24 protein-coding genes are annotated in these 25,368 nt (G+C 59.7%); 7 read left to right on the top strand and 17 right to left on the bottom strand.

Annotated features, from left to right (window positions below):
• Positions 1 to 2,028, top strand: a complete 2,028-nt coding sequence (locus DCS96_RS12285; RefSeq protein ID WP_116474703.1) for an AsmA family protein — start codon at positions 1 to 3, stop codon at positions 2,026 to 2,028.
• A gap of 55 nt (positions 2,029 to 2,083) precedes the next feature.
• On the opposite strand, the gene DCS96_RS12280 is transcribed toward DCS96_RS12285, so the two are convergent.
• The 7 genes from DCS96_RS12280 to typA all read right to left on the bottom strand — a co-directional run bounded on the left by DCS96_RS12280 (position 2,084) and on the right by typA (position 8,655).
• Positions 2,084 to 2,974 (bottom strand): bifunctional GNAT family N-acetyltransferase/hotdog fold thioesterase, encoded by an 891-nt coding sequence (locus DCS96_RS12280; protein WP_116474702.1) that lies wholly within the window; start codon positions 2,972 to 2,974, stop codon positions 2,084 to 2,086.
• A gap of 72 nt (positions 2,975 to 3,046) precedes the next feature.
• Positions 3,047 to 3,484 carry a D-aminoacyl-tRNA deacylase gene (dtd, locus tag DCS96_RS12275; RefSeq protein WP_116474701.1) on the bottom strand — a complete coding sequence of 146 codons (438 nt, stop codon included), beginning with the start codon at positions 3,482 to 3,484 and terminating at the stop codon, positions 3,047 to 3,049.
• Positions 3,481 to 4,440: a prolyl aminopeptidase gene (gene pip / locus DCS96_RS12270; protein ID WP_116474700.1), complete on the bottom strand. Its 960-nt coding sequence runs from the start codon at positions 4,438 to 4,440 to the stop codon at positions 3,481 to 3,483. Before pip ends, dtd begins: the two co-directional genes overlap by 4 nt.
• Positions 4,440 to 5,342, bottom strand: a complete 903-nt coding sequence (locus DCS96_RS12265) for a virulence factor BrkB family protein (protein WP_116474699.1) — start codon at positions 5,340 to 5,342, stop codon at positions 4,440 to 4,442. Before DCS96_RS12265 ends, pip begins: the two co-directional genes overlap by 1 nt.
• Before the next feature lie 155 nt (positions 5,343 to 5,497).
• Entirely contained in the window at positions 5,498 to 6,076 is a 579-nt protein-coding gene (locus tag DCS96_RS12260) for a YceI family protein (RefSeq protein WP_116474698.1), read from the bottom strand.
• A 26-nt stretch (positions 6,077 to 6,102) separates the two neighbouring features.
• A complete protein-coding gene (locus tag DCS96_RS12255) occupies positions 6,103 to 6,624 on the bottom strand; it encodes a cytochrome b (protein WP_116474697.1) in 522 nt (173 codons plus the stop codon).
• A gap of 204 nt (positions 6,625 to 6,828) precedes the next feature.
• Positions 6,829 to 8,655, bottom strand: a complete 1,827-nt coding sequence (gene typA / locus DCS96_RS12250; protein ID WP_116474696.1) for a translational GTPase TypA — start codon at positions 8,653 to 8,655, stop codon at positions 6,829 to 6,831.
• 330 nt (positions 8,656 to 8,985) lie between these two features.
• Between typA and glnA the strand changes: the two genes are divergently transcribed.
• Positions 8,986 to 10,395 carry a glutamate--ammonia ligase gene (gene glnA, locus DCS96_RS12245; protein WP_116474695.1) on the top strand — a complete coding sequence of 470 codons (1,410 nt, stop codon included), beginning with the start codon at positions 8,986 to 8,988 and terminating at the stop codon, positions 10,393 to 10,395.
• Between the two features lie 88 nt (positions 10,396 to 10,483).
• On the opposite strand, the gene DCS96_RS12240 is transcribed toward glnA, so the two are convergent.
• The 3 genes from DCS96_RS12240 to slyA are packed head-to-tail and all read right to left on the bottom strand — an operon-like array spanning position 10,484 to position 13,003.
• Positions 10,484 to 11,497 carry a DUF2955 domain-containing protein gene (locus DCS96_RS12240; RefSeq protein WP_116474694.1) on the bottom strand — a complete coding sequence of 338 codons (1,014 nt, stop codon included), beginning with the start codon at positions 11,495 to 11,497 and terminating at the stop codon, positions 10,484 to 10,486.
• 8 nt (positions 11,498 to 11,505) lie between these two features.
• Complete coding sequence (locus DCS96_RS12235) at positions 11,506 to 12,555, bottom strand: HlyD family secretion protein (protein ID WP_116474693.1); 1,050 nt, start codon at positions 12,553 to 12,555, stop codon at positions 11,506 to 11,508.
• A 7-nt stretch (positions 12,556 to 12,562) separates the two neighbouring features.
• The gene (gene slyA / locus DCS96_RS12230) at positions 12,563 to 13,003 is read right to left on the bottom strand and encodes a transcriptional regulator SlyA (RefSeq protein ID WP_232818271.1); all 441 of its coding nucleotides are present in this window, start codon (positions 13,001 to 13,003) and stop codon (positions 12,563 to 12,565) included.
• A 119-nt stretch (positions 13,004 to 13,122) separates the two neighbouring features.
• Between slyA and DCS96_RS12225 the strand changes: the two genes are divergently transcribed.
• From DCS96_RS12225 to add, 4 genes are all read left to right on the top strand, one after another.
• Entirely contained in the window at positions 13,123 to 13,632 is a 510-nt protein-coding gene (locus tag DCS96_RS12225; protein ID WP_157953633.1) for a hypothetical protein, read from the top strand.
• A 72-nt stretch (positions 13,633 to 13,704) separates the two neighbouring features.
• Complete coding sequence (gene glnL, locus DCS96_RS12220) at positions 13,705 to 14,757, top strand: nitrogen regulation protein NR(II) (RefSeq protein ID WP_232818270.1); 1,053 nt, start codon at positions 13,705 to 13,707, stop codon at positions 14,755 to 14,757.
• Between the two features lie 8 nt (positions 14,758 to 14,765).
• Positions 14,766 to 16,193, top strand: coding sequence for a nitrogen regulation protein NR(I) (gene glnG, locus DCS96_RS12215; RefSeq protein ID WP_116474689.1), 1,428 nt, complete (start codon positions 14,766 to 14,768; stop codon positions 16,191 to 16,193).
• Positions 16,194 to 16,229: 36 nt separating this feature from the next.
• Positions 16,230 to 17,234, top strand: coding sequence for an adenosine deaminase (gene add, locus DCS96_RS12210; protein WP_116474688.1), 1,005 nt, complete (start codon positions 16,230 to 16,232; stop codon positions 17,232 to 17,234).
• A gap of 73 nt (positions 17,235 to 17,307) precedes the next feature.
• Here the strand turns inward: add and DCS96_RS12205 are convergent, their stop codons facing one another.
• From DCS96_RS12205 to DCS96_RS12195, 3 genes are read right to left on the bottom strand one after another with little or no spacing between them, the layout of a single operon-like run.
• On the bottom strand, positions 17,308 to 18,015 hold the full coding sequence (locus DCS96_RS12205) for a sulfite exporter TauE/SafE family protein (protein ID WP_116474687.1): 708 nt from the start codon (positions 18,013 to 18,015) through the stop codon (positions 17,308 to 17,310).
• Positions 18,005 to 19,444 (bottom strand): amidohydrolase family protein, encoded by a 1,440-nt coding sequence (locus DCS96_RS12200; protein ID WP_116474686.1) that lies wholly within the window; start codon positions 19,442 to 19,444, stop codon positions 18,005 to 18,007. Before DCS96_RS12200 ends, DCS96_RS12205 begins: the two co-directional genes overlap by 11 nt.
• Before the next feature lie 51 nt (positions 19,445 to 19,495).
• The gene (locus tag DCS96_RS12195; protein WP_116474685.1) at positions 19,496 to 20,854 is read right to left on the bottom strand and encodes a uracil-xanthine permease family protein; all 1,359 of its coding nucleotides are present in this window, start codon (positions 20,852 to 20,854) and stop codon (positions 19,496 to 19,498) included.
• Between the two features lie 345 nt (positions 20,855 to 21,199).
• Between DCS96_RS12195 and DCS96_RS12190 the strand changes: the two genes are divergently transcribed.
• Positions 21,200 to 22,243, top strand: a complete 1,044-nt coding sequence (locus tag DCS96_RS12190; protein ID WP_116474684.1) for a LacI family DNA-binding transcriptional regulator — start codon at positions 21,200 to 21,202, stop codon at positions 22,241 to 22,243.
• Positions 22,244 to 22,277: 34 nt separating this feature from the next.
• Here DCS96_RS12190 and hemN read toward each other — a convergent pair whose 3' ends face one another.
• The 4 genes from hemN to DCS96_RS12170 are packed head-to-tail and all read right to left on the bottom strand — an operon-like array spanning position 22,278 to position 25,342.
• Complete coding sequence (hemN, locus tag DCS96_RS12185; protein WP_116474683.1) at positions 22,278 to 23,648, bottom strand: oxygen-independent coproporphyrinogen III oxidase; 1,371 nt, start codon at positions 23,646 to 23,648, stop codon at positions 22,278 to 22,280.
• A gap of 16 nt (positions 23,649 to 23,664) precedes the next feature.
• Positions 23,665 to 24,123, bottom strand: a complete 459-nt coding sequence (locus DCS96_RS12180; RefSeq protein ID WP_116474682.1) for a DUF2489 domain-containing protein — start codon at positions 24,121 to 24,123, stop codon at positions 23,665 to 23,667.
• A complete protein-coding gene (gene yihI / locus DCS96_RS12175; protein ID WP_116474681.1) occupies positions 24,120 to 24,683 on the bottom strand; it encodes a Der GTPase-activating protein YihI in 564 nt (187 codons plus the stop codon). Before yihI ends, DCS96_RS12180 begins: the two co-directional genes overlap by 4 nt.
• Positions 24,680 to 25,342: a class I SAM-dependent methyltransferase gene (locus DCS96_RS12170; RefSeq protein ID WP_116474680.1), complete on the bottom strand. Its 663-nt coding sequence runs from the start codon at positions 25,340 to 25,342 to the stop codon at positions 24,680 to 24,682. Before DCS96_RS12170 ends, yihI begins: the two co-directional genes overlap by 4 nt.
• Positions 25,343 to 25,368 lie beyond the last annotated feature (26 nt).

Raw genomic sequence — 25,368 nt, 5'->3', positions numbered from 1 at the left:
ATGAAGAAGCTGGGCGGTTTTTTGCTGGTACTGGTGTTGCTGCTGCTGGTCTCCGGCTGGTTGCTGCTGGGCTTTTTTGATGCCAACCGGCTGAAAAAGCCGGTACTGTCCTGGCTCAACCAGCAAACCGAGCTGGCCCTGGAGGTCGGCAGCCTCGACTTCAATCCCCTGCATCCCTACACTCTGCTGGCCAAGGATGTACGCCTGGGCGACTGGTTCAGCGCCAAAGAAGTCTATCTGGAACTGGCCGAATTGTCGCCGGTCAGGGTGAAGCTGGTCGACCTGATAGACCCTCATATCGCCCTGGAGCGAGCCACCGAGGTTACCCTGCCCGCCAACCTGGCCGATATACAGATCCAGGAGCTGAATACCGACAACCTGTCGCTGACCCTGGCCGACTGGCAGGCCCATGATGTAAATCTCCACCTCAGCGATTGGCAACCGAGGAAAGACGGCCAGTGGCAACTGTGGTCCGCGCTGACGGTCTCCGCCACCGCCGGTGGACTGTCCCACCCCTTGCTGGATGCCTCCCAGATCGAGCTGGAAGGCAATATCCGCGGACAGCAGCTGGTCCTGGGCAAGCTACAGAGTCGCCTCTATGACGGCCTGTTCGATAGCCAACTGACTTTGAACTGGCCCATGCGGGAACTGAGCCTGACCAAGCCCCAGCTCAGCCACAACCGGCTCCAGTTCGAGCACTTGCCCGACCTGGCAACGGACTGGAAAATCTTTATCAACCGGGCCAGTTTCAGCGAGCTCAGCCTGAACTTTCCGGCCCTGACCGCCAACGGGGTCAGCGGCACCCTGACTTACGGGGAGTGGCAGGGGGAGGGACTGCCCGAGGCGCGCGGCCAATGGCAGGCGGAAGAAGCCGTGCTCGACTGGCTGCGGCTCGAGCAGCACCGGGGCCAGCTGCTCGGCAGCCGGGAACGCCTGGGCCTGAGCCTGCAGGGCAGGGCCTATCAGGGCAGCGTCGAGGCGGAGCTGGGCTGGTTTCCTGAACAGGGCCGGCTGGATATAGATACGCTCCAGCTGCTGAACACCAAACTGGTGTGGCTGCCCGAGCTAAGCTGGCCGCTGCCGGACATCCGCATACACAAGCTCAACATGAGCCAGGGCCAGCTGCTGTCAGCCGATCCGGAGCTGCCCCTGTCAATCCATGATTGGCAGCTATTCATCACCGATCTGGCCTGGGCGGGGGATCAATGGCGGCCGCTGACCGAACAGGCGCGGCTGGACAGTAACTGGTTTGAACTGGCCTATGACAGCCTGATCGCCCGCCAGACCAGCGTCGCGGCGCGGCTGACCGATACCCGCCTGACCCTCGACCGGCTGGCGGGCCAGCTGCTCGAGGGCCAGCTGAACGCCAGTGGCAGTATGGCTGTCTACCCGCCTTATAAGGCCGAGCTTGAGCTGAACGGTCAGGATCTCGATTTAAGCCGGGTCAGCCGCTGGTTGCAGGCTGGCCAGGATTTCTCCGGCACACTGGATATCAGTGCCAAACTGACGGGGGCCCCCGCCGATATCTCCGGTTGGCAGGGACAGCTGACGCTATCCGGCCAGGATATTTTTATCGAGCAGTTCAACCTGGACGGCTGGCTGCGGGACCGGCTGCAGGAGGACTATCCCAGTCCGAAACAGGTCGATCCGCTGCTGGCCGCCATGGCGTTAACCGGGGGAAGTGCCTTTATCCATCAGGCCGAGCTGGCCGGCCCCATCAACCGGGGGCGCTGGCAGCTGACCGGCAGTGCCCTGCAGACGGTGCGCCACCTGCTGGCTGTTCGCGGCGAGCTGGATCTGGACGGCGCTTGGCTGCTGGACCTGGGCGCCATCAATGATCGCGGTTGTCGCGAGCTGGCCATCCGCCTCGGGGGCCGCTGGCAAAGCCCTTCCCTCAGCCTGTATCAGCCGCCCCTCGCCGAACCCTGCAAGGCCTGGTATCAAGGGCACGTGCCCTATCCCGCCGCCGGCATACCGGGACGATTGAAAGGCGCGCTGGGTTCTGGGGAAATAGGAGATAGGGAATAGGGAATAGGGAACAGCCAGCAGGGAGCCCAACCCGGCTCCCTGCCGGCTCAGGGATCTATTGCGGCAGTATCACATAGCGACCGCTGAACCGGGCACCCTTGGTGTCACCGCTGTACAGGGTCACATCCAGCTCAATCTTGACCCTTTCACCTCGCTGCAACGGCATCAACTGCTCCCTTAGCCGTCCCTGGACTTCGGCCGTGGGTTCGTCCCAAACCGGTGTCAGGTACTTGATATCGCCATGCCCCTGCACTATGTCACCGGTTACGCCAAACTCCTGCATCTGCAGCCAGATCAGACCCCAGCCGGTCAGTACACACTGGCTGTAGATACTGCCGGCAAACATGGATTCATGCAGATTGAGGTTGGCGTTGAGGTTGGCCTTGGTCTTGAATCTGGAACCCGTGTACTGGATGATCTTGATCCCCATCTTGTCGCTGATGGGGATCCGCCGGTGCCACAGCCGCTGCAGCTCGTCACACAATTCCGGCCGATGGCTGATCTGGTGAATGGGCGTCAATGTCTTGATCATCTGCCGATGGGGGATCTTGCCGAAGCTGATCGGCCCTTCCCCCACCACGGTAAAACCACAACGACTGTAGAAGGCCACGGCTTCTTCCCGGGCATTCATGACCAGCCGGCGCACTCCCTGCTGGCGGGCGACCTGCTCCAGCGCCTGCACCATCCTGGTGCCCAACCCCTGGTCGCGGCAATCGGGCGCCACCGCCATAAAACGAATCTGCGCTTCGTCCCCGCTCACATACAGGCGTCCGACGGCAGCCAGCCTGCCGTCGTCGTCCACCATCATCCGATGGAGGGCATACTCGTCAAATTCATCGCGTTCAGAACCCCTCGGCTGTTGCCAGGGCTTGCGCAGTAACTCCCAGCGCAGCCGATAATAGGCTTCCAGTTCCGCGTCCGTTTGCGGGGTGACCACCCGGTACATGGTCTGCTCCTGTTTAGTTTGTCAGTACCCATCTTGCCGCGAGTACCGACAGAGTGCAATTAAGGCGGGGAATTATACCTGCAACCAGAAGGTTACCGGACCATCATTTTCGAGGGATACCTGCATATCGGCGGCGAAGCGGCCGGATTCGGTCCTGATTCCCAGGTCACGAGCCGCCATCACGAAATAATCGTACCAGCGCTCGGCCTCCGCCGGACTGGCCCCACGTGAAAAGCTGGGTCGCAATCCACTGTTGGTATCCGCCGCCAGCGTGAACTGGGACACCACCAGCAGTTCACCGCCGGCCTGCTTCAGGTTGAGGTTCATCTTGCCCGCCTCATCAGCAAACACCCGATAACCCAACACCTTGTTCAACAACTTGTCGGCCTTGGCCCTGTCATCTTCACGCTCAACCCCCAACAACACCAGCAGGCCGGGCCCTATGGCCCCCACCCGCTCACCCGCGACGGTAACCGACGCCCGACTCACTCTCTGGATCAATGCAATCATGCGTGTGCCAACTCCCGTGCCATGGTATCTGTGGCTTTAACCAAGGCATTTATCATACCCGGTTCAAAGGCGGAATGTCCGGCATTGGGCACGATTTGCAGCTCCAGCTCGGGCCAGTGGTCGCTCAGGCTCAGGGCGCCCGCCGGCTTGCAGATGACATCGTAACGACCATGGATCAGGACCGCGGGTAGGTGGCGAAGCTTTTCTATGTTACGAATGATATGGTTTTCCACGAAAAAACAGCGATTTACAAAGTAATGGCATTCAATTCTGGCCAGCGCCAGGGCGCTGTGGGTTTCACCGTAATACTGTTCGGCATCGATCCGGGGCAAGAGGGTGGAGATCCTGCCTTCCCAGATGGCCCAGGCCCGGGCGGCCTGCAGCCGGGCAAGTTCATCGTTACTGGTCAGCAAGCGATAATAATGACTCAGCAGGTGTCGGGCATCGCCGCCCAGAGGAGCCAGGAAATCCCGATAATAATCGGGAAACAGCTGGGCAGCCCCGCCATCGGGCTGATACAACCAGTGCAAATCCTGCTCCCTGCCCAGGAACAGGCCTCGCAACACCAGTCCCAGTACCCTATCGGCATGGGACAGAGCATAACAGAGCGCCAGGGTGGAGCCCCAGGAACCGCCAAACAACAGCCAGCGATCTATGCCCAGCTCATTGCGGATGGTTTCCATATCCTCCACCAGCGCCTGGGTATGGTTGTCTGCCAGCTCGGCATGGGGCTCGGAGCGCCCCGCACCGCGCTGGTCAAACAAAATGATACGGTACAATCGCGGATCGAAAAAACGCCTGTGTTCCGGACTGGTACCGGCCCCCGGACCACCGTGAACCACCACCACAGGAATACCCAGCGGATTACCGCTTTCTTCCACATAGAGCCGGTGGCGCTCGGATACCGCCAGCCAACGGCTGTGATTCTCGGCAATCGCCGGATATAAAATTCGCATCAGGAGCCATCCTTCGCTGATTGTTCTTCGTTTTTCCTAAAGCTTAGCCCGTGGCTGCGCTCATAGTCACCCAGGCTGGCTGTCAATTCGGCGCCCAGCAGTGCCACCAGCCAGCTGACATAGACCCAAACGAACAGGATGGGAATGGTCGCCAGGGCGCCGTAAATCAACTGATAGGAGGGAAACTGGGTGATGTACAAGGCGAATGCCCGCTTGGCCAGTTCGAACAGCAGGGCCGCCACCAGGGCCCCACAGATGGCATGGCCGAAGCGTACCCGGGTATTGGGCACCACCATATAAAACACCACAAACATCAGACAGGAAAGAATAAAAGGCAGCAGCGACAGCAGCACCGCGCCGATACCGAGGAAGCTCTCGGCCTGGAAGATACGCAGCGACACCACATAGGAGCTCACCGCCAGGCTGGCCCCCGCCAGTATCGGACCCAGGGTCAGTATCATCCAGTAGGTGGAGAAGGCCACCGACCAGCGCCGTTTATGGGTAACCCGCCAGATATGGTTGAAATTCTGCTCGATGGCGGAGATCAGCAACATGGCGGTCACCGCCAGGGCGGCCACCCCTATCGCCGTCATGCCGGAGGCATTGTCCACAAAGCCCTCGATATGCTGCTTGACCACCTCACCGGCGGTCGGCACAAAGTTGGCAAACACGAAGTCCTGCAGGGTATCCCGTAATTCGGCAAACATGGGAAAGGCCGACATCATGGCAAACACCACAGACACCAGAGGCACCAGCGACAGCAGGGTGATATAGGCCAGGTAACCGGCGGTCACCGTCAGCCGGTCCTGATTGATCCGCTTAAGCAGGAAGCGGCCGAAACCCGCACCATGCTCACGAATAAAGTGCAGTCGGTCTCCGATAGGGACGATAACCTTGGTCATGGCGAGTCCTGTTTGCAACAAAGGTGTGTCTATTGTGGCAAATTTTGTGCACCGGTCGCCAGCCAATCCCCAAATAACCGGCTTCAAATGAAAAACCGCCCGGCCTTGCGGCTCGGGCGGTAAGTAACGGACCTGGAAAGCCGTAACCTGGGTAATTAACTACGCACCCCTTCCAGGTGCATTTCCAAATAGACGGTGGATGAGGCCGGCCCCAGATCGTACTCGATGCCAAAATCGGCAGGCTTGAGTTCCATTTCACCTTCAAACCCCCGGCGGAAGCCACCCCAGGGATCCTTGCCGGCACCGACCTGCTCAACCTCGAACTCCACCTGTCTGGTGACACCGTGCAGGGTCAAATCGCCGCGCACCAGATATTCGCCTTCATCGTCAGTCTTGGTGACGCTGGTGCTTTTGAAGCTGGCTTCGGGAAACTTGCTCACGTCCAGGAAGTCGTCACTGCGCAGGTGGCGGTCCCGCTCGGCATGGTTGGTATTCAGGCTGGCGGTGTTGATGGTGATTTCCACGCTGTTGTCGGCGGCATTGTCTTCATCATAGGCAAAGCTACCCTTGAAATCGTTGAAGCGTCCCACCAACCAGCTGTAGCCCAGGTGGCTGACCTTGAAGTTCACCGAGGCGTGCATGCCCTCGGAGTCCACAGTGTAGTTTTCCACGGCGGCAAAGGCCTGAGGGGCGGTCATTGCCAGCAGAGCGGCAGCCATCACGGTTTTTTTCATCTGAGATATCTCCTCTTGGGTAAGACTTAAAACATGCGTTTGAGCGTGTCGTCCTGGTCCAGCCAGTGATGCTTGACTGCAGCCAGCGCATGCAGCACCACCAGGCCAATCAGTGACCAGGCACAGTATTCATGGATCAGACCGGCCACTTCTTCCTGATTTTCAAACGGGGCAAACAACACCGGAATGTCGAACCAACCAAAGAAGGAGGCGGGTCTGTCGTCGGCAGTGGCGATCAGGTAGCCACTAATAAACAGGGCAAACAACAGGCCGTACAGCAGCCAATGCATCAGCCGCGCCAGCAGGCGTTCCCACTGCTGATGGCTGTCCAGCGGCCCCGGAAGGGCTGCCATCCAGCGAGTCAACAAACGAACCACCACCAGGGCCGCCAGCAGAAACCCGACACTTTTATGCCAGTAAGGCAGCACCTGATAGAGGGCATCGTAGTAACCCAGGCTGCGCATCCATAGCCCCACGCCGAACAGGCCAAGCACCAGCAAGGCGGTCACCCAGTGTAAAAGACGTATTGCAACCGAATATTTATGCATAAATACTCTCCCCTCCGCCCGCTAAAATGGCAGCGAGTTCAACTTCATATAGTTAACCGGACCCCAGTGTAACCATCCAACGGCACAATCCAAGCGACGATTATTGTTCTATATATTCAAATAATTTGAATATCTGGGCTGCAGACAGCAAAAAGGGCGCCGAGGCGCCCTTGTATGCTGTCAGGCCAACCGCCTGTTTACGCGTTACGCGCGACCGGCACGTTTGCGATCGTTTTCGGTCAGCAGACGCTTGCGGATACGGATATGGTTGGGGGTCACTTCCACCAGCTCATCGTCATCGATGAATTCCAGCGCCTGCTCCAGGGTCATCTTGATCGGCGGCACCAGGGTCAATGCTTCATCGGTGCCGGCGGCACGAATGTTGGTCAGCTGCTTGCCTTTCAGACAGTTGACGGTCAGATCGTTGGAACGGTTATGAATACCGATCACCATACCTTCGTACACTTCGGTGGCGTGTTCGATAAACAGGCGGCCACGCTCCTGCAGGTTGAACAGGGCGTAGGCCAGGGCCTTGCCCTTGCCGTTGGAGATCAGCACACCGTTGATGCGCTGGCCGATGTTGCCACCCTTGTGCGGACCGTAATGGTCGAAGCTGTGGTACATCAGGCCCGAGCCGGAAGTCAGGGTCATGAACTCGGTCTGGAAGCCAATCAGGCCACGAGCCGGGATCATGAAGTCGATGCGTACCCGACCCTTGCCGTCCGGTACCATGTCGGTCATCTCGGCCTTGCGCTCACCCAGTTTTTCCATGATGGAGCCCTGGCTGTCTTCTTCCACATCCACGGTCAGGGTTTCGAACGGTTCCATCAGCTGGCCGTCTTCTTCCTTCAAGATAACCTCGGGGCGGGACACCGCCAGCTCGAAGCCCTCGCGACGCATGTTTTCGATCAGGATACCCAGGTGTAGTTCACCCCGGCCGGATACACGGAATTTATCGGGGTCACCGGTTTCTTCCACGCGCAGGGCCACGTTATGCACCAGTTCTGACGTCAGGCGCTCCAGAATGTTACGGGACGTGACATACTTGCCGTCCAGGCCAGCGAAGGGCGAAGTGTTGACCTGGAAGGTCATGGTCACGGTCGGTTCATCGACCGACAGCGGCGGCAGGGCTTCGACCGCGCCCTGGGCACAGACGGTATCGGAGATCTTCAGCTCGCCCAAGCCGGTGATAGCGACGATATCGCCGGCATTGGCCTCGGTGACTTCGTGACGCTTGAGGCCCAGATACCCCATGACCTGACCAATCTTGCCGTTGCGGGTCTTGCCATCGGCACCGACCACGGTGACCTGCTGGTTGACCTTGACGGTACCACGCTTGATGCGGCCCACACCGATAACGCCCACATAGGAGGAGTAGTCGAGCTGGGAGATCTGCATCTGCAGCGGGCCTTCCAGATCCGCATCGGGAACCGGCACCTGATCCACTATGGTCTGGAACAGGGCGGTCATGTCCTCGGCCGGGGTATCCGCGTCCAGAGATGCCCAGCCGTTCAGGCCAGAGGCATAGACCACCTGGAAGTCCAGCTGGTCGTCGGTGGCACCCAGGTTATCGAACAGGTCGAATACCTGATCCATCACCCAGTCGGGACGCGCGCCAGGCTTGTCGACCTTGTTGATGATAACGATCGGCTTCAGGCCCTGGGCAAACGCCTTCTGGGTCACGAAGCGAGTCTGTGGCATGGGGCCTTCCTGGGCGTCGACCAGCAGCAGTACCGAGTCGACCATGGACATCACCCGTTCGACTTCGCCACCGAAGTCGGCGTGACCGGGGGTGTCCACGATGTTGATGCGATAGTCCTGGCCGTCGGGAGAAGTCCAGCGAATGGCGGTATTCTTGGCAAGAATGGTAATGCCGCGCTCCCGCTCTATATCGTTGGAGTCCATGACCCGCTCTTCGGTTTCACCGCGTGACTCCAGCGTGCCTGACTGCTGCAGCAACTTGTCTACCAGGGTGGTCTTGCCATGGTCAACGTGGGCAATGATGGCGATATTACGTAAGTTGTCTAACATTCCTGCCTCAAAAATACCGGGGTGGATAAAAAATGGTCGGTCATTTTACTCGGCCACCGATGATCTGCCTAGCAGATTTGAAAATTACTGCACAACGGCTGTTCAAGCGGGCCGGAATGCACCATGATGGCCATTGCCAGTAGGTGCTTGCACCAAAAAGATCCGAGATTGCACCACGATAGTGCAATTCCGGCCTATCCTGGCCTGGGCCTGAGGTTAAAATCCCTGTGTGACAGCAGGTTTACGATCTGGCACGGTTTTCGCTTTATATTTTTCAACTGATGAATTTGCTCATCAGATCCTGGATAACAACTTTGGAGGTCGACATAGATGTCAGCTGAAAACGTAATGGCTATGATCAAAGAACACGATGTCAAATTCATCGATCTGCGTTTTACCGATATCAAGGGTAAAGAGCAGCACGTGACGATTCCGCTCAACCAAATCAATGATGATTTCTTTGAAGATGGCAAAATGTTCGATGGTTCTTCCATGACCGCCTGGAAAACCATCCATGAATCTGACATGGTGCTGATGCCTGACGCCTCTACCGCCGTGCTGGATCCCTTTACCGAAGATGCCACCCTGAACATCCGCTGTGACGTGCTTGAGCCAAGCACCATGCAGGGCTACGACCGTGACCCGCGCTCCATCGCCCGCCGTTCAGAAGAATACCTGGTGTCTACCGGTATCGCCGATACCGTGCTGATCGGCCCGGAGCCCGAATTCTTCATGTTCGACGACGTGCGTTTCAGCACCGACATGTCCGGCAGCTTCTACAAGATCGACGACTCAGAAGCCAAGTGGAACTCCGGCCGTGACTACGCCGAAGGCAACAAGGGTCACCGTCCCGGCGTGAAGGGCGGTTATTTCCCGGTAGCTCCGGTTGACTCCTCTCATGACATCCGTTCCGCCATGTGTCTGATCATGGAAGAAATGGGTCTGGTGGTCGAAGCTCATCACCATGAGGTGGCTACCGCGGGTCAGAACGAAATTGCCTGTAAATTCAATACCCTGACCCTGAAGGCCGACGAAATCCAGATTTACAAGTATGTCGTGCACAACGTTGCCCATGCCTTCAACAAGACCGCCACCTTCATGCCCAAGCCGCTGGTCGGTGACAACGGTTCCGGCATGCACGTACACCAGTCTCTGGCCAAGAACGGTGAAAACCTGTTCTCCGGCGACCTGTACGGCGGCCTGTCCGAAATGGCGCTGTTCTATATCGGCGGTATCATCAAGCATGCTCGCGCCCTGAACGCCATCACCAACCCGTCCACCAACTCTTACAAGCGTCTGGTGCCCGGCTTCGAAGCCCCGGTGATGCTGGCCTACTCTGCCCGTAACCGCTCCGCCTCCATCCGTATCCCGCTGGTAGGTTCACCCAAGGCCCGTCGGATCGAGACCCGCTTCCCGGATCCGGCAGCCAACCCCTACCTGTGTTTCGCCGCCCTGCTGATGGCCGGCCTGGACGGTATCCAGAACAAGATCCACCCGGGCGACGCCATGGACAAGGATCTGTACGACCTGCCGGCCGAAGAAGCCGCCGAGATCCCGACCGTGGCCACCTCGCTGGACAACGCCCTGGACTCACTGGACAAGGATCGCGAGTTCCTGACCCGTGGCGGCGTGTTCAGCGACGATTTCATCGACTCTTACATCAAGTACAAGCGTAAGGAAGCCGAGCTGATCAACATGACCACCCACCCGCTGGAGTTTGACCTGTACTACTCAGTTTAAGCTTGAAGCAATAAGCTGGAAGCCAGAAATGAAAGGCCCGGGTCATCCCGGGCCTTTTTGTTTTTACTTCCAGTTTCACGCTTTCCGCTTACGGCTCAAAGAGCCTGGTGGCGGGAAAGACATTCAGCAGCTTGTGCACCAGATAGACACAGCACAGAGTCAGCAGTATGGCCACCGTCATCGAGCTCATCCGGTAGAGGGCGCTGTAAACCAGATCGTGCTCCGGCGTGACATACTGGCCAAACAGAATGCCTATGGTGGTCAGTCCCGCAAAGCCGACACCAGGCAGCCCCTCTCTGGCATGCATACGGGCAAACAGCATGGCGCATATCCAGAACGCCGGTACCAGCAACAACAGGTTATGATAATGGTCATAGAGCAGCAGCTGGAACAGCATGCCCAAGCCACACCCCAGCAGAGTTCCCATACAGCGCTGCCTGCCAGACTGGACCGCGCCGCTGAAACTCATGGGAAACAGGATAAGCACAGTGGCCACCTGAGCCGACAGCGAATCCACCAGATCCATTGTCTGGAACACCACAAAACTCAGGGTCGCCACTATCGCCCCCAGCAGTGTCTGGTGACGGATCAGGCTGGCCCCCTTCTCAGGCAAGGCCCGCACCTGGAGAGGAGAGCTATTGGGCAACAGGGCATAGAGCAGATAGGCGACCCCCACCGACAGCACCGAGGCGGTGATGTTGCTCATCGCCATATCCGTCAAGTCAAACTGAGGATAGCTGGCAAAATGCAGCATGATACTGAGGCTGACGCAACCCGTGGCCCCGAACAACATCAGCGGCCCCCTGGCCATTAAAAAGAAGCGCCCCAGAAACAGCACGAACACTACCACCGTATAGGCCGGCGGCCAGTGGCTCAGCAGCCCGGGCAGGATCATGACCTCCAGGGAGGTGAGCAGGGACGAGGCAATAAACTGCAGCGCCACCGAATGGTTGAGCACCGGCACCATGCCCAGCAGCAACATGGGATAGACGGTAAAGAACACCCCGAAGTTCCAGTTCATCACCTTGGCCAGCACCATACCGGCGGTACTGCCGATGGCAACCCGCAGGCAGAGGCGCAACCGGTCTTCACTCAGCGCCATGCCGTCACCTAATATAGATAGCGTAGTTGGCTGACCAGCCGGGCCTGCATCCTGCCCAGGCCACGCAACAACGGGTTATCACTGGGATACAACTGCACCGTGGCCTTGGCGCCGGTGGCCAGTGGCGGCCAGTCCTGATCCAGGCGGATATGGGCGCGCAACCGCTGGGCGTCACGCACCCAGCGATCCGTGTTGGCCGGTTGGGCCAGCCGGCCATCGGCCAATTGCTGACCGTCACGCACCCCGCTGTCGATGTCGCTGACCTGTCCGCTGAAGATCTGCCCGGGCAGAGCATCGAAGATGATCTCGACCGGCGTGCCCCCGGTGACATGACGCAGGCTTTTCTCCCGCAGATCCGCCGTCACCCAGGCCTGGTCCGATACCAGCGCCAGCAATGGCTGGCCAACCTGGGTATAGGTACCCTCCTGCAGCTGCAGATTGCCGATCTTCCCGGACAACTCGGCCCGCACCCGGGTGCGCGACAAGGCCAGCCGGGCCTGGCTGAGGGTATTCTCAGCCTGCTGCAACCGCACCTCGCCCGCCTTGACCGCCTGCTCCGTCTCGTTCAGCCGGGCGGCGATGGCCCGCAGCCGGCTCTGCGCCTGCTCCGCATGGCTGGCCGCCTGTTCCCGCTGCTGCACCGACATATGTCCCTGCTGGTGCAGACGGCCGATCCTCCCGGCCTCACGCGACAACTCATCGGCCTGGATGCGTTCCTGCTGCAGGGTCGCTGCGGCGGCCTGGCGGGCCGCCTGCAACCGTCGCTGCTCCACCCTGGCCAGCGCCAGTGCCAGCTCGGCCTGCTGTTCGGCCAACCGATAGTCACTGTCATCCAGTTCAAACAGCAGGGTGCCCGCCTCGACATGCTGATTGTTTTCTACGTAAACCCGGCTCACCTGGCCGGCCACACGGGATGCAACCGGCACCACATAACGCTGAACCTGAGCCTGGGGCGTCATCGGCATATAGTTGTCGGCGAGAATAAAATAGGCAAAGAGCAGCAGGAAGACGAGCAGCGCCCCCCTGACCCAATGACTGAAGCTTTGTTCGGGAGTCATGATCGCCTCAACTCGATAGGGGGGAATGACCGCTCATATGCTGCAGATTATTCTTTATCTGATCCATCACCCGACAGAAATGCTGCAGATCCTGTTCGCTCAGGCCGTCCAGTATCTGCTGCCGACTGTCATCCAGTACTGTCTCCATCTGCACCAGCAGGGGCGTGGCCTGCTCGGTGAGGTGCACTGTCTTGGCACGCCTGTCATCGGCACAGGGTCGGCGCTCGATAAGGCCCGCCGCTTCCAGGCCGTCCAGGGTACGCACCAGGGTCGGATTCTCTACCCCGACACAACGGGCCAAGTGAGTCTGCAGCACGCCATCTTTCACTTTCAGGTGATAGAGGGTGATCCAGCGACTTTGGGTCAGACCCAGTGGTTTGAGCCGCTCATCATTCACCCAGCGCCACTGGCGTACTATGTAGGCCAGGGTCATTCCCAATGTGTTCATAGTGGCTCCAATATAGTTAGCATGCTAATTATATTAATGCTAACTATATCTACAAGATTTATTTATCCCGCCGATGGCCTTCACTATGATTAAAAGATGATCACGCCCTTGGGGCTATGATGAAATACTGCCTGTTATCCCTGCTGCTGAGCCTGCCGGCAGCGGCTGACACCCTGTCCCAGCGGGTAGATGACAGCGGGGTCAGTCACCTTTCCGATGTCCCCCATCCGCACACCGAGAGGGCCTCGGACCACCAGCAAGCGGCAGGCATAGCCGTCGGCTCCTCACCCATGGCCGCAGCCCCGCCCCTGCCCATTACCAACTATCGGGTTACCTTCAACAGCCCCAGGGATGGCGACACCCTCTGCAGCCAGCAGGGCAATGTCAGCCTGTCTGCCGCCCTCGATCCGTTGCCGGAATACTATCAACTGGAACTGTGGCTCGATGGGCAGGCCGCCGCCCGGGTCAGTAACAGCCCTCGACTGACCCTGGAAAACCTGGCGAGTGAGCAATATCAGGCTTTTTTCAAGCTGTTAGATAAAAACGGCAAGTTTCTTGCAGAATCCTCTACCATAACCTTCTACCTACGCAGGGCTCGGGTCGGCCAGGCCAGTCAGGCCGCACCATAAGGCTGCAGACAGCGTCCGGGCCGGTTAGAATGAATGCACCATATTGGTGCAGATACCATTGAGGGGACAAGGGTGCCGGAATCCCAAATCACCACCAAAGCGATTATTGACAACCTGCTGACCGCCGTACTGGTGGTCGATGGCGGCCTGTTGGTCTGTTATGCCAATACCGCCGCCGAGCAGCTGTTGACCCTGAGCCAGCGGCGCCTGCAGGAAGCCTGTCTCGACCAGCTGGTCGAGGATATCTCCCTGGATATCCGGCGTATCAAACGCTGCATCGAGACCGAGCAGGGCTTTACCGACAGCGAAGTGCAACTGGTGATCGATGGTGCGCCCCGCTGGGTCGATGTGACCGTCTCGCCGTTTATTCTCGAAGGCAGTACCCTGGCCCTGATCGAACTGCGCCTGATTGATCAGCAAAAGAAAATCACTCAGGAACTGCAGCAGCGAGCCCAGCAGCAGGCGGCACGGGAGCTGGTGCGCGGCCTGGCCCATGAAATCAAGAATCCGCTGGGTGGCCTGCGCGGTGCGGCCCAGCTGCTTGAACGGGAACTGGCCCAGGAAGAACTGAAAGAATTCACCCAACTGATCATCGCCCAGGCCGACCGACTGCGAAACCTGGTCGACAGGCTGCTGGGCCCCCAACGACCGGGGCTGCGCCAGGTCACCAACCTGCATTCGGTGCTGGAACAGGTTCGACAGCTGGTAGTCATGGAGATCCCCCAGGAAATCCGTATCGGCCGCGACTACGACCCCAGCATCCCCGACTTCGAGATGGATCCCGAACAGTTGCAGCAGGCCATACTCAACATTGTACGCAACGCGGTCGAAGCCCTGGCCGGGCGGGGGCAGATCCATATCCGCACCCGAACCGCCTTCCAGGTGATGCTGCAGGGCCGCCGCTACCGACTGGCCGCGGAAATTCGCATTATCGACGATGGTCCGGGTATTCCCGAGCAACTGCGGGATACCCTCTTCTACCCCATGGTCACCGGACGGGAGGGAGGCACCGGCCTCGGCCTGTCAATTGCCCAGGACCTGATCCACCAGCATCAGGGCCGCATCGAATGCCAGAGCCGGCCGGGACACACCGAATTTATTATCTATCTGCCGCTACGACGATAGGAGGGCTTATGGCTGAACTGGTATGGATAGTGGACGACGACAGCTCAATCCGTTGGGTACTGGAGCGGGCCTTGGGACAGGCCGGCTTCCGCTGCCGCAGTTTTGAAGATGGCGAGAGCGTGCTGACGGCTCTGCCCCAGGGCAAGCCCAGCGTGGTGATCTCCGATATCCGCATGGGTGGCATGGATGGCCTGGCGCTGCTCAACGCCATCCACGACCAGGCCCCCCAGCTGCCGATCATCATCATGACTGCCCACTCGGATCTGGATAGCGCGGTCAGCGCCTATCAACAAGGCGCCTTCGAGTATCTGCCCAAGCCCTTCGATATCGATGAGGCGGTTGCCCTGGTGCAGCGGGCCGTGGCCCATCTCAAGGAAAGCAAGTCCAAGGGCAGGGCCAGCGAACCGGAGGCCGTCAATGCCCCGGAGATCATCGGCGAGGCCCAGGCCATGCAGGAGGTGTTCCGGGCTATTGGTCGGCTGGCACGTTCCTCCATTTCGGTGCTGATCAACGGCCAGAGCGGGACCGGCAAGGAGCTGGTTGCCCACGCCCTGCACAAACACAGCCCGCGAGCGCGCAATCCGTTTATCGCCCTCAATATGGCGGCCATTCCAAAAGACTTGATCGAGTCTGAGCTGTTCGGCCATGAAAAAGGCGCCTTTACCGGCGCCAACAGCGTGCGCCAGGGCCGCTTCGAGCAGGCCGACGGCGGCACCCTGTTCCTCGATGAAATTGGCGATATGCCCCTCGATATCCAGACCCGGCTGCTGCGGGTGCTGGCAGACGGCCAGTTTTACCGGGTCGGCGGCCACCAGCCGATCAAGGTGGATGTGCGCATCATCGCCGCTACCCACCAGGACCTGGAACAGAAGGTGGAGGAAGGGGATTTCCGGGAAGATCTGTTCCACCGCCTGAACGTGATCCGGGTACATATGCCGGCGTTGAAGGACAGGCGGGAAGATATCCCCAAGCTGGCACGGCATTTCCTGGCCCGGGCGGCCAAGGAGCTGTCGGTAGAGGCCAAGAGTCTGCATCCGGATACCCAGGCCTATCTGCAGACCCTGTCCTGGCCGGGCAATGTGCGTCAGCTGGAAAATGTCTGCCGCTGGCTGACGGTAATGGCATCGGGCCAGGAGGTGCTGATCGCCGACCTGCCCCCCGAACTGATGCAGAAGGAGCGGGAAAAAGACCGGGAAGGGGGCGACCATGACTGGCGCCAGGCCCTGAAAGACTGGACCGAGCAGGCACTGGCCAGGGGACAGCAGGAGTTGCTGTCGGAGCTGCAGCCGGAATTTGAACGTATCCTGCTGGATTGCGCCCTGTCACACAGCCAGGGTCACAAGCAGGAAGCCGCCCGTCTATTGGGCTGGGGGCGTAATACCCTGACCCGCAAGTTAAAGGAATTGCATGGTGACGACAGCCTGGTCGAAGACTAACATATAGCGCAGACCGCAATGATAAAGGGAAAAACCATGATAGACCCAAGCCTGCCCCTGCTCGATCTGCATCGCCACCTGGACGGTAACATCAGGGCTTCCACCATACTGGAGCTGGGCCGCACCTTTGACATGATGCTGCCGGCCACCGATCTGGCAGGGCTCAGGCCGCACGTACAGGTCATGGACAATGCCCCGGATCTGGTGTCTTTCCTCAGCAAGCTGGACTGGGGTGTCAAGGTGCTGGGCGACTACGACGCTTGCCGCCGGGTCGCCTTTGAAAATGTCGAAGACCTGCAGGCCGCCGGCATCGATTATGCCGAGCTCAGATTCAGCCCGGCCTATATGGCCATGACTCACGGCCTTGATCCCCAGGGAGTGGTGGAGGCAGTGATCGACGGCGTGGCCGCCGGCAGTCGGGATTTCGGCATACCGGTCAAGCTGATCGGCATCATGAGCCGCACCTTCGGTCAGGATGCCTGCGAGCGGGAGCTGGCTGCCTGCCTGGCCCACAAAGACAAGCTGGTGGCGATGGACCTGGCCGGCGACGAGCTGGGCTTTCCCGGTGAACTGTTTAACGAGCACTTCAAACGGGTACGCGATGCGGGCTTGCGTATCACAGTCCATGCGGGCGAAGCCGCCGGCGCCGCCAGCATCTGGCAGGCAATTAGAGAGCTGGGCGCCGAACGTATCGGCCACGGGGTCAACGCCGTGCAGGATCCCGCCCTGCTGAGCCACTTGGCCGAGCAGCGCATCGGCATCGAATCCTGCCTGACCTCCAACCTGCAGACCAGCACGGTGACCGAGCTGGGCTCCCACCCCATTCACCGTTTTCTGGAACACGGTATTGCGGTCTGCCTGAATACCGACGATCCGGCGGTGGAAGGTATAGAGCTGCGCCATGAGTACCAGGTTGCTGCCGTCAAGGCCGGGCTGACCGCCGCCCAGACCCGCCAGTGCCAGGAAAACGCCCTGGCCATGGCCTTTATCAGCGCCGAGGAAAAAGCCACGCTGCTGACGGCCAGCGCCGAACGGCAATAGCAGCAGGACACCTTTTAGCTCTGACTCTGGATAGGCTGATCGTGCCCGACTGGGTACGATCAGCCTATCCAGGTTATTGCAGCAACACCAAGATGCCCGAACCCAAGGCAAACACCAGCACAAACTGACGCAGGAAACGGGCGTTGACCGTCTTGTGTACCAGCTGGCTCAGGATCAGGCCAGCCGCCAAGGCCGGCAGCATCCAGCACACCGGTAATAGAAGCTCACCGTGCAGGTGACCGCTGGCCGCCAACACCAGCAATGACACCAGTTCACCAATAAGAAAGCACAGAGCCACAGAGGCACGCAGGGTCGCCACCGGCATATGCTGATAGACCAGGGCCAAGGGCGGCCCGCCGATACCGGTAGCGGTCTCGGTAATGCCTGTGATCACGCCGGTGGAAACAAAGGCCTTGCGGCCCGGAGAGAAGGCCGGTGCCAACCAGCTGACCAGGGAGGCGGCAATGGTGGAAACACCGATCAGGATATTGAGCTGACTCAGGGGCAATACAACCAGCACCCAGAGCCCGCCAAAAGTCCCCAATACCCGGCCGAGAGATATCCATTTAGTGCCCAACATATCGATGGCGTGCCGCTCCCGCCAGGCGACCAGTGCGTTGAGCGGCAGCATCAACAACAGCAGACTAATCGGCAGCAACGATGGCGCCAGCAGTCCCAGCACGGGCGCCACTACCAAGGCAAAGCCCATGCCGGTAGTACCCTGGATAAAAGCGCCCCCCGCTACCGCCAAAGCGACCCAGATAAAGGTGTCAGGATTCATGCGTACTTTCCGTCATCGTGCAGCAAGGCGGGGTCGGCAGCTCCCAGAGCTCGCTCCGGTGCTGGGAAGAGAAGGCGTGGATCTTCTGGATTGGGGCCTGATCCACGGCCGCCTTGGCCAGCACACTGACTTCCCGCATCAGTGCCCTGGCATCCCAGTCCAGGGGCCAGCCTTGCCATAGCCTCAGCCGTCCGGCGACAAAAACGCCCTGGATCTGATCCCGGTTAGCCAGACGTACCAATTCCCAGGACAGATCCCAGGAGGGCAGCATCTCAGGCACTTCCAACTCCACCAGCAGGAAATCGGCAGCATTGCCCTCGGCTATCACCCCCGTAGCCAGACCCAACACACCGGCCCCGCCTTGGGTCGCCTGCTCCAGCCAAGGCCAACCGCCACCGCAGGAAGAATCCCCCACCGCCAGCCCGAAGGCGAAACGCTGGGCCGCCTCAGCGTAATCCAGCAGCCGGAAGCCGTCACTGCGGGTGCCGTCCGTACCTAGACCGAGACGAATACCCAGGGTGTCCATCAGCTGAGCCTGGGCCACGGCGTTGCCCTTCCAGGCGCTGGCCACCGGGTTGTAACTGACAGCGGCGTCTGTGTCCTTGACCATCTTAAGCTCAGTGGGTGTGAGCAAGGTGGCGTGGGCCAGCAGGGCCTGGGGGCCGAGGGCGCCCACCCGGTAGAGGTGCTCCACCGGTCTCAGGCCACGCTGTTCCAGGGAGCGCTCAACCGCAACCAGATGCTCGTTGACATGGGTCTGGAACACAATGCCGGCCTCGGCACAAAGCGAGGAAACTGCATGCAGCATGGGATCCGTGGCGATCTCCGGAATGGGAATCGCCAGGGAAGGCACCACCAGTTCATGCCCTTCCCAGGCGGCTATGTGCCGCTCGGCCTGGCCCATCAGCCGCGCCCTGTCCAGCTGCTCCGGACCCCGTTTATCGTTACATACTTGGCCCAACACGCAGCGGATGCCCGCCTCAATGGTCGCCCGGGCGATGGCGTCCAGACCTTGGCTTGCCCGGGTACCCGCATCGCAGACGGTGGTAAAACCGCCACGTAGGGCCTCCAGGGCTGCCAGCTTGGCGGTAAGGTAGAGGCTATCCGGGTTCAGAGTGGCTTCCATCGGCACCCAGACCCGACGAAAGATTTCCGAAGGCTCCCCGAATACCAGGGCCTTGCCGAAGGCCTGGGTCAGGTGATGATGAGTATCGACAAAACCGGGCATCAGCAACTTGCCGGGGAGCCGGGTCAATGGCAGGCCGGGGTACTTGTCCTGCAGCTGGGTCAGGGGGCCGACGGCGGCAAATTTATCGCCGTCCACCAGAATGGCCTGCTCCCGTGCCGGTCCTTCCGGCAGCAGTAACCAGTCGGGAGCCAGGAGCTGAGCCTGATTGTCGAACTGTTGGGGACTGAGTTGACTGTTCATATTGATCCTTGTGTCAAACTGGGGGCAGAACGTAATTGCCCCACTCATGGGTTATTGGCTCTGTAACTCAGGCTTTTCCTCGGTCACCGGAGCCTGGGCCGCTTTCTTGCCCAGGCAATGAAAGAGGGCGTTCATCAGGGCGGCGGTGATGGCCCCCATGGCCACGCCGTTACCCAAGAAGGAAGCCAGCCCGGCGGGGAACTGGCTGTACACCCCCGGCACCAGTATCGGGAAGAGTCCCACCGCCAGAGCCACGGCCACCACATACATGTTGGCGTGATGACGCAGATCGACACGCCGCAGCATGTCGATGCCCATGGTGCCGACGATGGCGAACACCACCAAGCCGGTGCCGCCAACCACGGCCTCGGGCACGCCATGAATCACCCGGGCCAGGGGCGCGAGCAGGGCAAAGGCTATCAACATCAGGCCGGACATCAGGGTGACATAGCGGGAGCGGATACCGGTGGCCCGCACCACACCGATGTTCTCGCCACTGGTGATGATCAGCGAGGTTCCGAACAGCCCCCCCAACAGGGAAACGGCGGCATCCCCCCTGATGGTCTTGGCGACGTCGTTTTCGGTATCGAGTTTCTTGTCCACCACCTCACCGATGGCGATAGTCTGGCCCGTGGCCTCCACCATGGAGATGACGCAGAAGATCATTAGCGGCAGGGCCGCGAAGAGGTCAAATTTGGGCATCCCGAAGGGCATCAGCGACGGCAGGCTGAACAGGGGGAACAGCGACAGGTGCTCGAAATGAAAAGCGCCCAGAACCATTGCCACCAGAGTCCCCCCCAGTAGGCCGAGAAGGATGGCCAGCTGGCTCCACATGCCTTTGAGCAGGCGGGCGAACAGCACGGTAAACGCGATGGTGGCGAAAGCCAGCAAGAGATGCGTAGGGTTGGCATAATCCGCCGAGCCGGCCTTGCCCACGATGAGGAAACCGGAGATCTTCACCAGGTTGACGGCCACCAGCAACAGCATGGTGCCCACCACCACAGAGGGAAAAAAGCGCAGGAACTTCTTGAAGACGGGCAATACCAAGAAATAGAAGAGCGCCGTCAGTATCACAGCCCCCGAAGCGGTGGCTACATCGGTCTGTTGAGCGATCAGGATAAAGAGGATGACGGGTGCGCCGCCCGGCAGCATGATAAAGGGCAGGCGGGCGCCGAATCCCTTGAAGCCGACCGACTGCAGCAGGGTACCTATGCCGCAGATGATGAAGGTGGCGCTCAGCAGGTTAATGGTGAGTTCGGAAGGGAAGTTCAGGGCCGTGGCCATCAGGAATACGGAGGCGATGGGGGAAGCCGCCATCACCAGTACATGCTGCAGTCCAAACGCCAGCAGCGTCTTCAGCGGCAGCTTTTCGTCTACCGGGGCGGTGACGTCCTTGTGTTCTTTCAACATGATAATCTCCTTAAAGCAATACCTTGCTAAGTGGCGGTAAATACCGGGTCCTTATCATCATGAACCAAACCCAAATCGATTTGGGTAGTGGGCGAAAACGATCCGCAGGTAATCTTGGCTATACGGATCGCCCAACCCAAGGAAAAGGTCCAGATAAAATCGATTTCGGAGTTATATATTGCAAACCCAAATCGATTTGGTTAAACCGTAATCTGGGTTTGTCAGCTTGTCAATCGGAAAACAGCCCGAATTTAATCGGGCTTACATGCCAACCTAAATCGATTTGGCTGAGGGCCTGGGCTCCTGTATACTCGACTGGTTCTGCTATCAGCGCCCAGGGAAGTTATGAGTTCAGCCAAGCACAACGGTTTACGTCGCCTTACCATTGCCGATGTCGCCGAAGCGGCGGGCGTGTCCCGTACCACGGTATCCCATGCCCTCAACGACCGGGGACAGGTAGATCCCCAGACCCGGGCCAGGGTCAAGGAGGTCGCCAAGCTGCTTGGATACAGGCCCAATTTACGGGCCCAGCGGCTGCGCACCGGCCGCACCAATTCCATCGCTCTGCTCTCCTCCATGCCTTTTGCCGTGGCCGGCGGCGCCTCCCGCCTGGGTTTTATGATGGAGATTGCCGCTACGGCGGCGGAAGCGGCCCTGAAACAGGGGCTGGCGCTGGTGCTGGTACCGCCCCTGGAGGAAGCCAGGAGGCTACTGGACGAGCTGGATATAGACGGCGCCATTATCATAGAGCCGTCGGCTCAGGATACACAGATAGCCCAACTGCAACGTCGCGGTATCGGTATAGTGTCCATCGGCCGTCAGCCGGAGGCAGACACCACCCTGCCCTATATCGATCTGCAGGCCGGGGAAACCGGGCTGCTGTTGCTTGATCATCTGGCGGAACAGGGGGCCAGGCAGATAGCCCTGCTGATCGGCGAGCAACGCCGCCACTCCTATGTGGACGTAGAACAGGCCTACCGGGAGTTCACCTCTGCCCGGGGCATGCCTTGCCTGATTGCCAAGGCCGACGAAGCCGGGGGCGAAGCCGCGGGAGCCGAGGCCTGCCGCCAACTGATGGCCAGCCATCCAGATCTGGACGCCATCTGCGCCCCGGTGGATGCCTTTGCCGTCGGTGCCGTCAGGGCCCTGCGGCAGGCCGGCCGGCGGATACCGGAAGACGTCAGGGTGGTCACCCGCTACGATGGCCTACGGGCACAGCAATGCCAGCCGCCGCTGACGGCCGTGAATTTGCACCTGGAAGATATCTCCGCCCAGGCCATCGCACTGCTGCTGGAACACATCAACGGTAAAGGAAAGCGCACCATCGTTAGAGGCCCCCGCCCACAGCTGATCGTCCGTGCCTCCTCTGGAAGCCAGGGGCAGGCATAGGGCCCATGCCCCTCTACGCGTTTTTAGTGAGGTATTAAATCACCCTTGAGAACTGCTGCAACCGGGCCGGGCGACGCAGATGTACGTCGAAGCACATGCAGATATTGCGGATCAACAGCCGTCCCCTGGGCGGGACCGAGAGGCGATCGGCGGAAAGCTCCACCAGGCCGTCGTCGACAAAGGTCTGCATCAGGCGGATATCTTCGGCGAAGTAGTCGGCAAAGTTGATGTTGTAAGCCTGCTCCAGCGGGGCAAAATCCAGTTCGAAGTTACAGATCAGGGTCTTGATCAGATCCCGGCGCAGGCAGTCATCCTGGTTCAGGGCATAACCCTGCCACTGGGCATGGCCCAGTTTGTCCAGTTGCCCGTAGTAACGCTTGAGATCTTTATGGTTCTGGGAATAGGCATCGCCGATCATGCTGATCGCCGACACCCCCAGCCCCAGCAGATCACAGTCACCCTGGGTGGTATAGCCTTGGAAATTACGGTGCAGCTGGCCCTGGCGCTGGGCCACCGCCAGGCTGTCGTCCGGCTTGGCGAAATGATCCATGCCGATAAACTGGTACCCCTCGGCGGTCAGGTAGCCGATGGTATCCTGCAACATGGCCAGCTTCCGGGCCGGCTTGGGTATGTCCGCCTCATTCAGCTTGCGCTGGGCCGGGAAGCGACCGGGCAAATGGGCATAGTTGAACACCGATAGCCTGTCCGGTGACAGGGCCACTATCTGCTCCAGGGTATGGTGAAAGCTTTCCGGCGTCTGCAGCGGTAGGCCGTAGATCAGATCCAGGTTGGTGGATACAAAACCCAGCTCCCGGGCGCGCAGCACCAGCGCCTTGATAAAGTCGTTATCCTGCTCCCGATTGACGACCTGCTGCACCTCCTTGTTGAAGTCCTGTACCCCCAGGCTGATGCGGTTGAAGCCTTCCCGCCTGAGCAGCGCCAGCACATCCAGTTCGATTTCCCGCGGGTCGATCTCGATACTGAACTCGCCCTGTTCGGCAAAGTGGAAGTGGCTGCGCAGCAGGCCAGTCAGGCGGCGGATCTGTGGCTCGCTAAGGAAGGTGGGCGTACCGCCGCCCCAGTGCAACTGAGTCACGGTGCGGCCGGCAAAGCGGGGCGCCAGGGTTTCTATTTCCCGTTCGAGAAAATCCAGATAGGTGTCGGCCTTGCCCTGGTGACGGGTGATGACCTTATTGCAGCCGCAGTAATAACAGAGCTTGTGGCAGAACGGGATATGCACATAGAGGGATAGTGGCCGATCCGGGTAGCGACCGACGGCAGCACCGAATTCCGCCATGCCAAAGGATTCGTTGAATTCAAGCGCCGTCGGGTAGGAGGTGTATCTGGGACCCGAGTAGTTGTATTTTTCGATTAACCCCTGGTCCCATTCAATCTGTAGCGACATGTCCGTCTCCGATAGCTTATCGGTCGGACAGCTCCAGGGTCGCCAGCAGTGCTACCTCTGTCTTTATCTGCCCTTCCAATTCATGTTCAAAACCGGCCCGGTCCAGGTCCATACGCATGATTTCATTGCGCTTGTATTGCTTGCGGGCCTCGTGGGTCGGCATATGCTTTACCTTGTCGTACAGACCATAGAGGCCGGGATACTCGCTGGTAAAGTCTCTCGGCTGACGAAACTGCAGGGTATCGAGCAGGTTGGTCAGGCGTATCGCCCCCTCGGACGGATTGCACTGCTCATCCCGCACCGCAGCGGCAATCACCCGTATGCTGTCGAGAATACGGGCGTTGCGCCGGGCAATCGCCTGTTCGCGACGCTGCTGTTGTTGTTTTAGCCGGGCCAACAGGACGCCGGCATAGCCGGCCAGGCCTACGATAATAACGCCGCCCATGAGGGCGGCGATTAGCCAGGGGGAGATCATGACTTGTCTTTTTTCTCCTGGTATTGAGCAGGATCAAACTCTGCGTCCATAAAACGGTTCCACAGATCATCGGGCTCATCCCCGGCTTCCGTGTCGTCTTCGTCCAGCAGGCCCAGTTGCTCCAACAGCTGCTGATGGCGGGCCAGGGTCTTGTCCAGCCAGAGGGTGTCGTCCTTGTTCAGCTTGTCGCCGGCCTCTACTCGATCCAGCAGCGCGTTGAGTCGCTCGTTGTTTTCCAGCTGCTCCAGTTCCTGCTCGGGGGTCAGCTCGAGCGCCGGCACCGTTACTTTCTCGGCCTTGGGCCTGGCTTGCTGGGCTACCGCTGCTGGCTGTTCACCCTTGATCAGGGCAATCGGTTTTTTGGAGCCCAGACGGGGATCCTGGGCAGCCTTGGCACCGCCGCCCTGGCCAGAACCCGATTCCGTATTATGACGGGAACCGGGGGCCAGGCCCTTGCGTTTGGCCTTGCGCTTGCGCTCCCTGCTTTGATCGGCACTTTCGCGACTTTCCTTGCGGGAACCGATTTGACCCGGGGTACGGGTCTTCTTGATACGTGTCATACGGACTCCGGTTTTTGCAGTAATATCACATCGGCACCAATGATGACGATGCTCAGCCCATCCCGCGCCGCCAGCCAGTGGAAGGTTTCCCGGCTGAAAAAACTGACGTGGGTGGGGTCCTGTTTGTAGTGCCAGTTGGCAAAGGCATCTTTGCCCAAGGCCAGCTTGGTCATCAGTCCAAGCCAGCCACCGGGCTTGAGCAAGCCCAGCAGGCGCTGCCATTCTTTGCCCGGTTGATAAAAATGCTCGATCGCCTCGGTGCAGGTGACAAAATCATAGGTCTGCTCCAGGTGCTCGGAATAAGGTGCATAATAGGGATCATAGGTCCGGGTGGAGAAACCAACCTCCCCCATCATCTGGGCCAGTGCCGGACCCGGGCCACAGCCAAAATCCAGGCCCCGGCTGCCTGCCGCCAGCCGGGCCGTCAACGGCTCGGCCAGGCGTGCCAGAAAACGCCGATAGCCGGGATCGCCGGGATCATTCTGATGGATATCGTAAACGGCTTTTTCCGCATTCGCATCCAGCCGTTGAGCGGGATCGACAAAAATCAGCCGGCAGCGGTCGCAACGGTAATAATCTCGGGTTTTGTCCTGCCAGAAAGGGGAAGTTCCGGAATGATCGCAGAGGGGACACAACAAGTAGCTAGACTGACATTGCATGGGCAAACCAGGAAACAAGGGGGCAT

Origin of the sequence: Zobellella maritima (assembly GCF_003075035.1) — a bacterium.
GTDB classification, from domain to species: Bacteria; Pseudomonadota; Gammaproteobacteria; order Enterobacterales; family Aeromonadaceae; genus Oceanimonas; species Oceanimonas maritima.
Note: the sequence above shows the minus strand (reverse complement) of the source record. Positions and strands in the feature narration are given on the sequence as shown.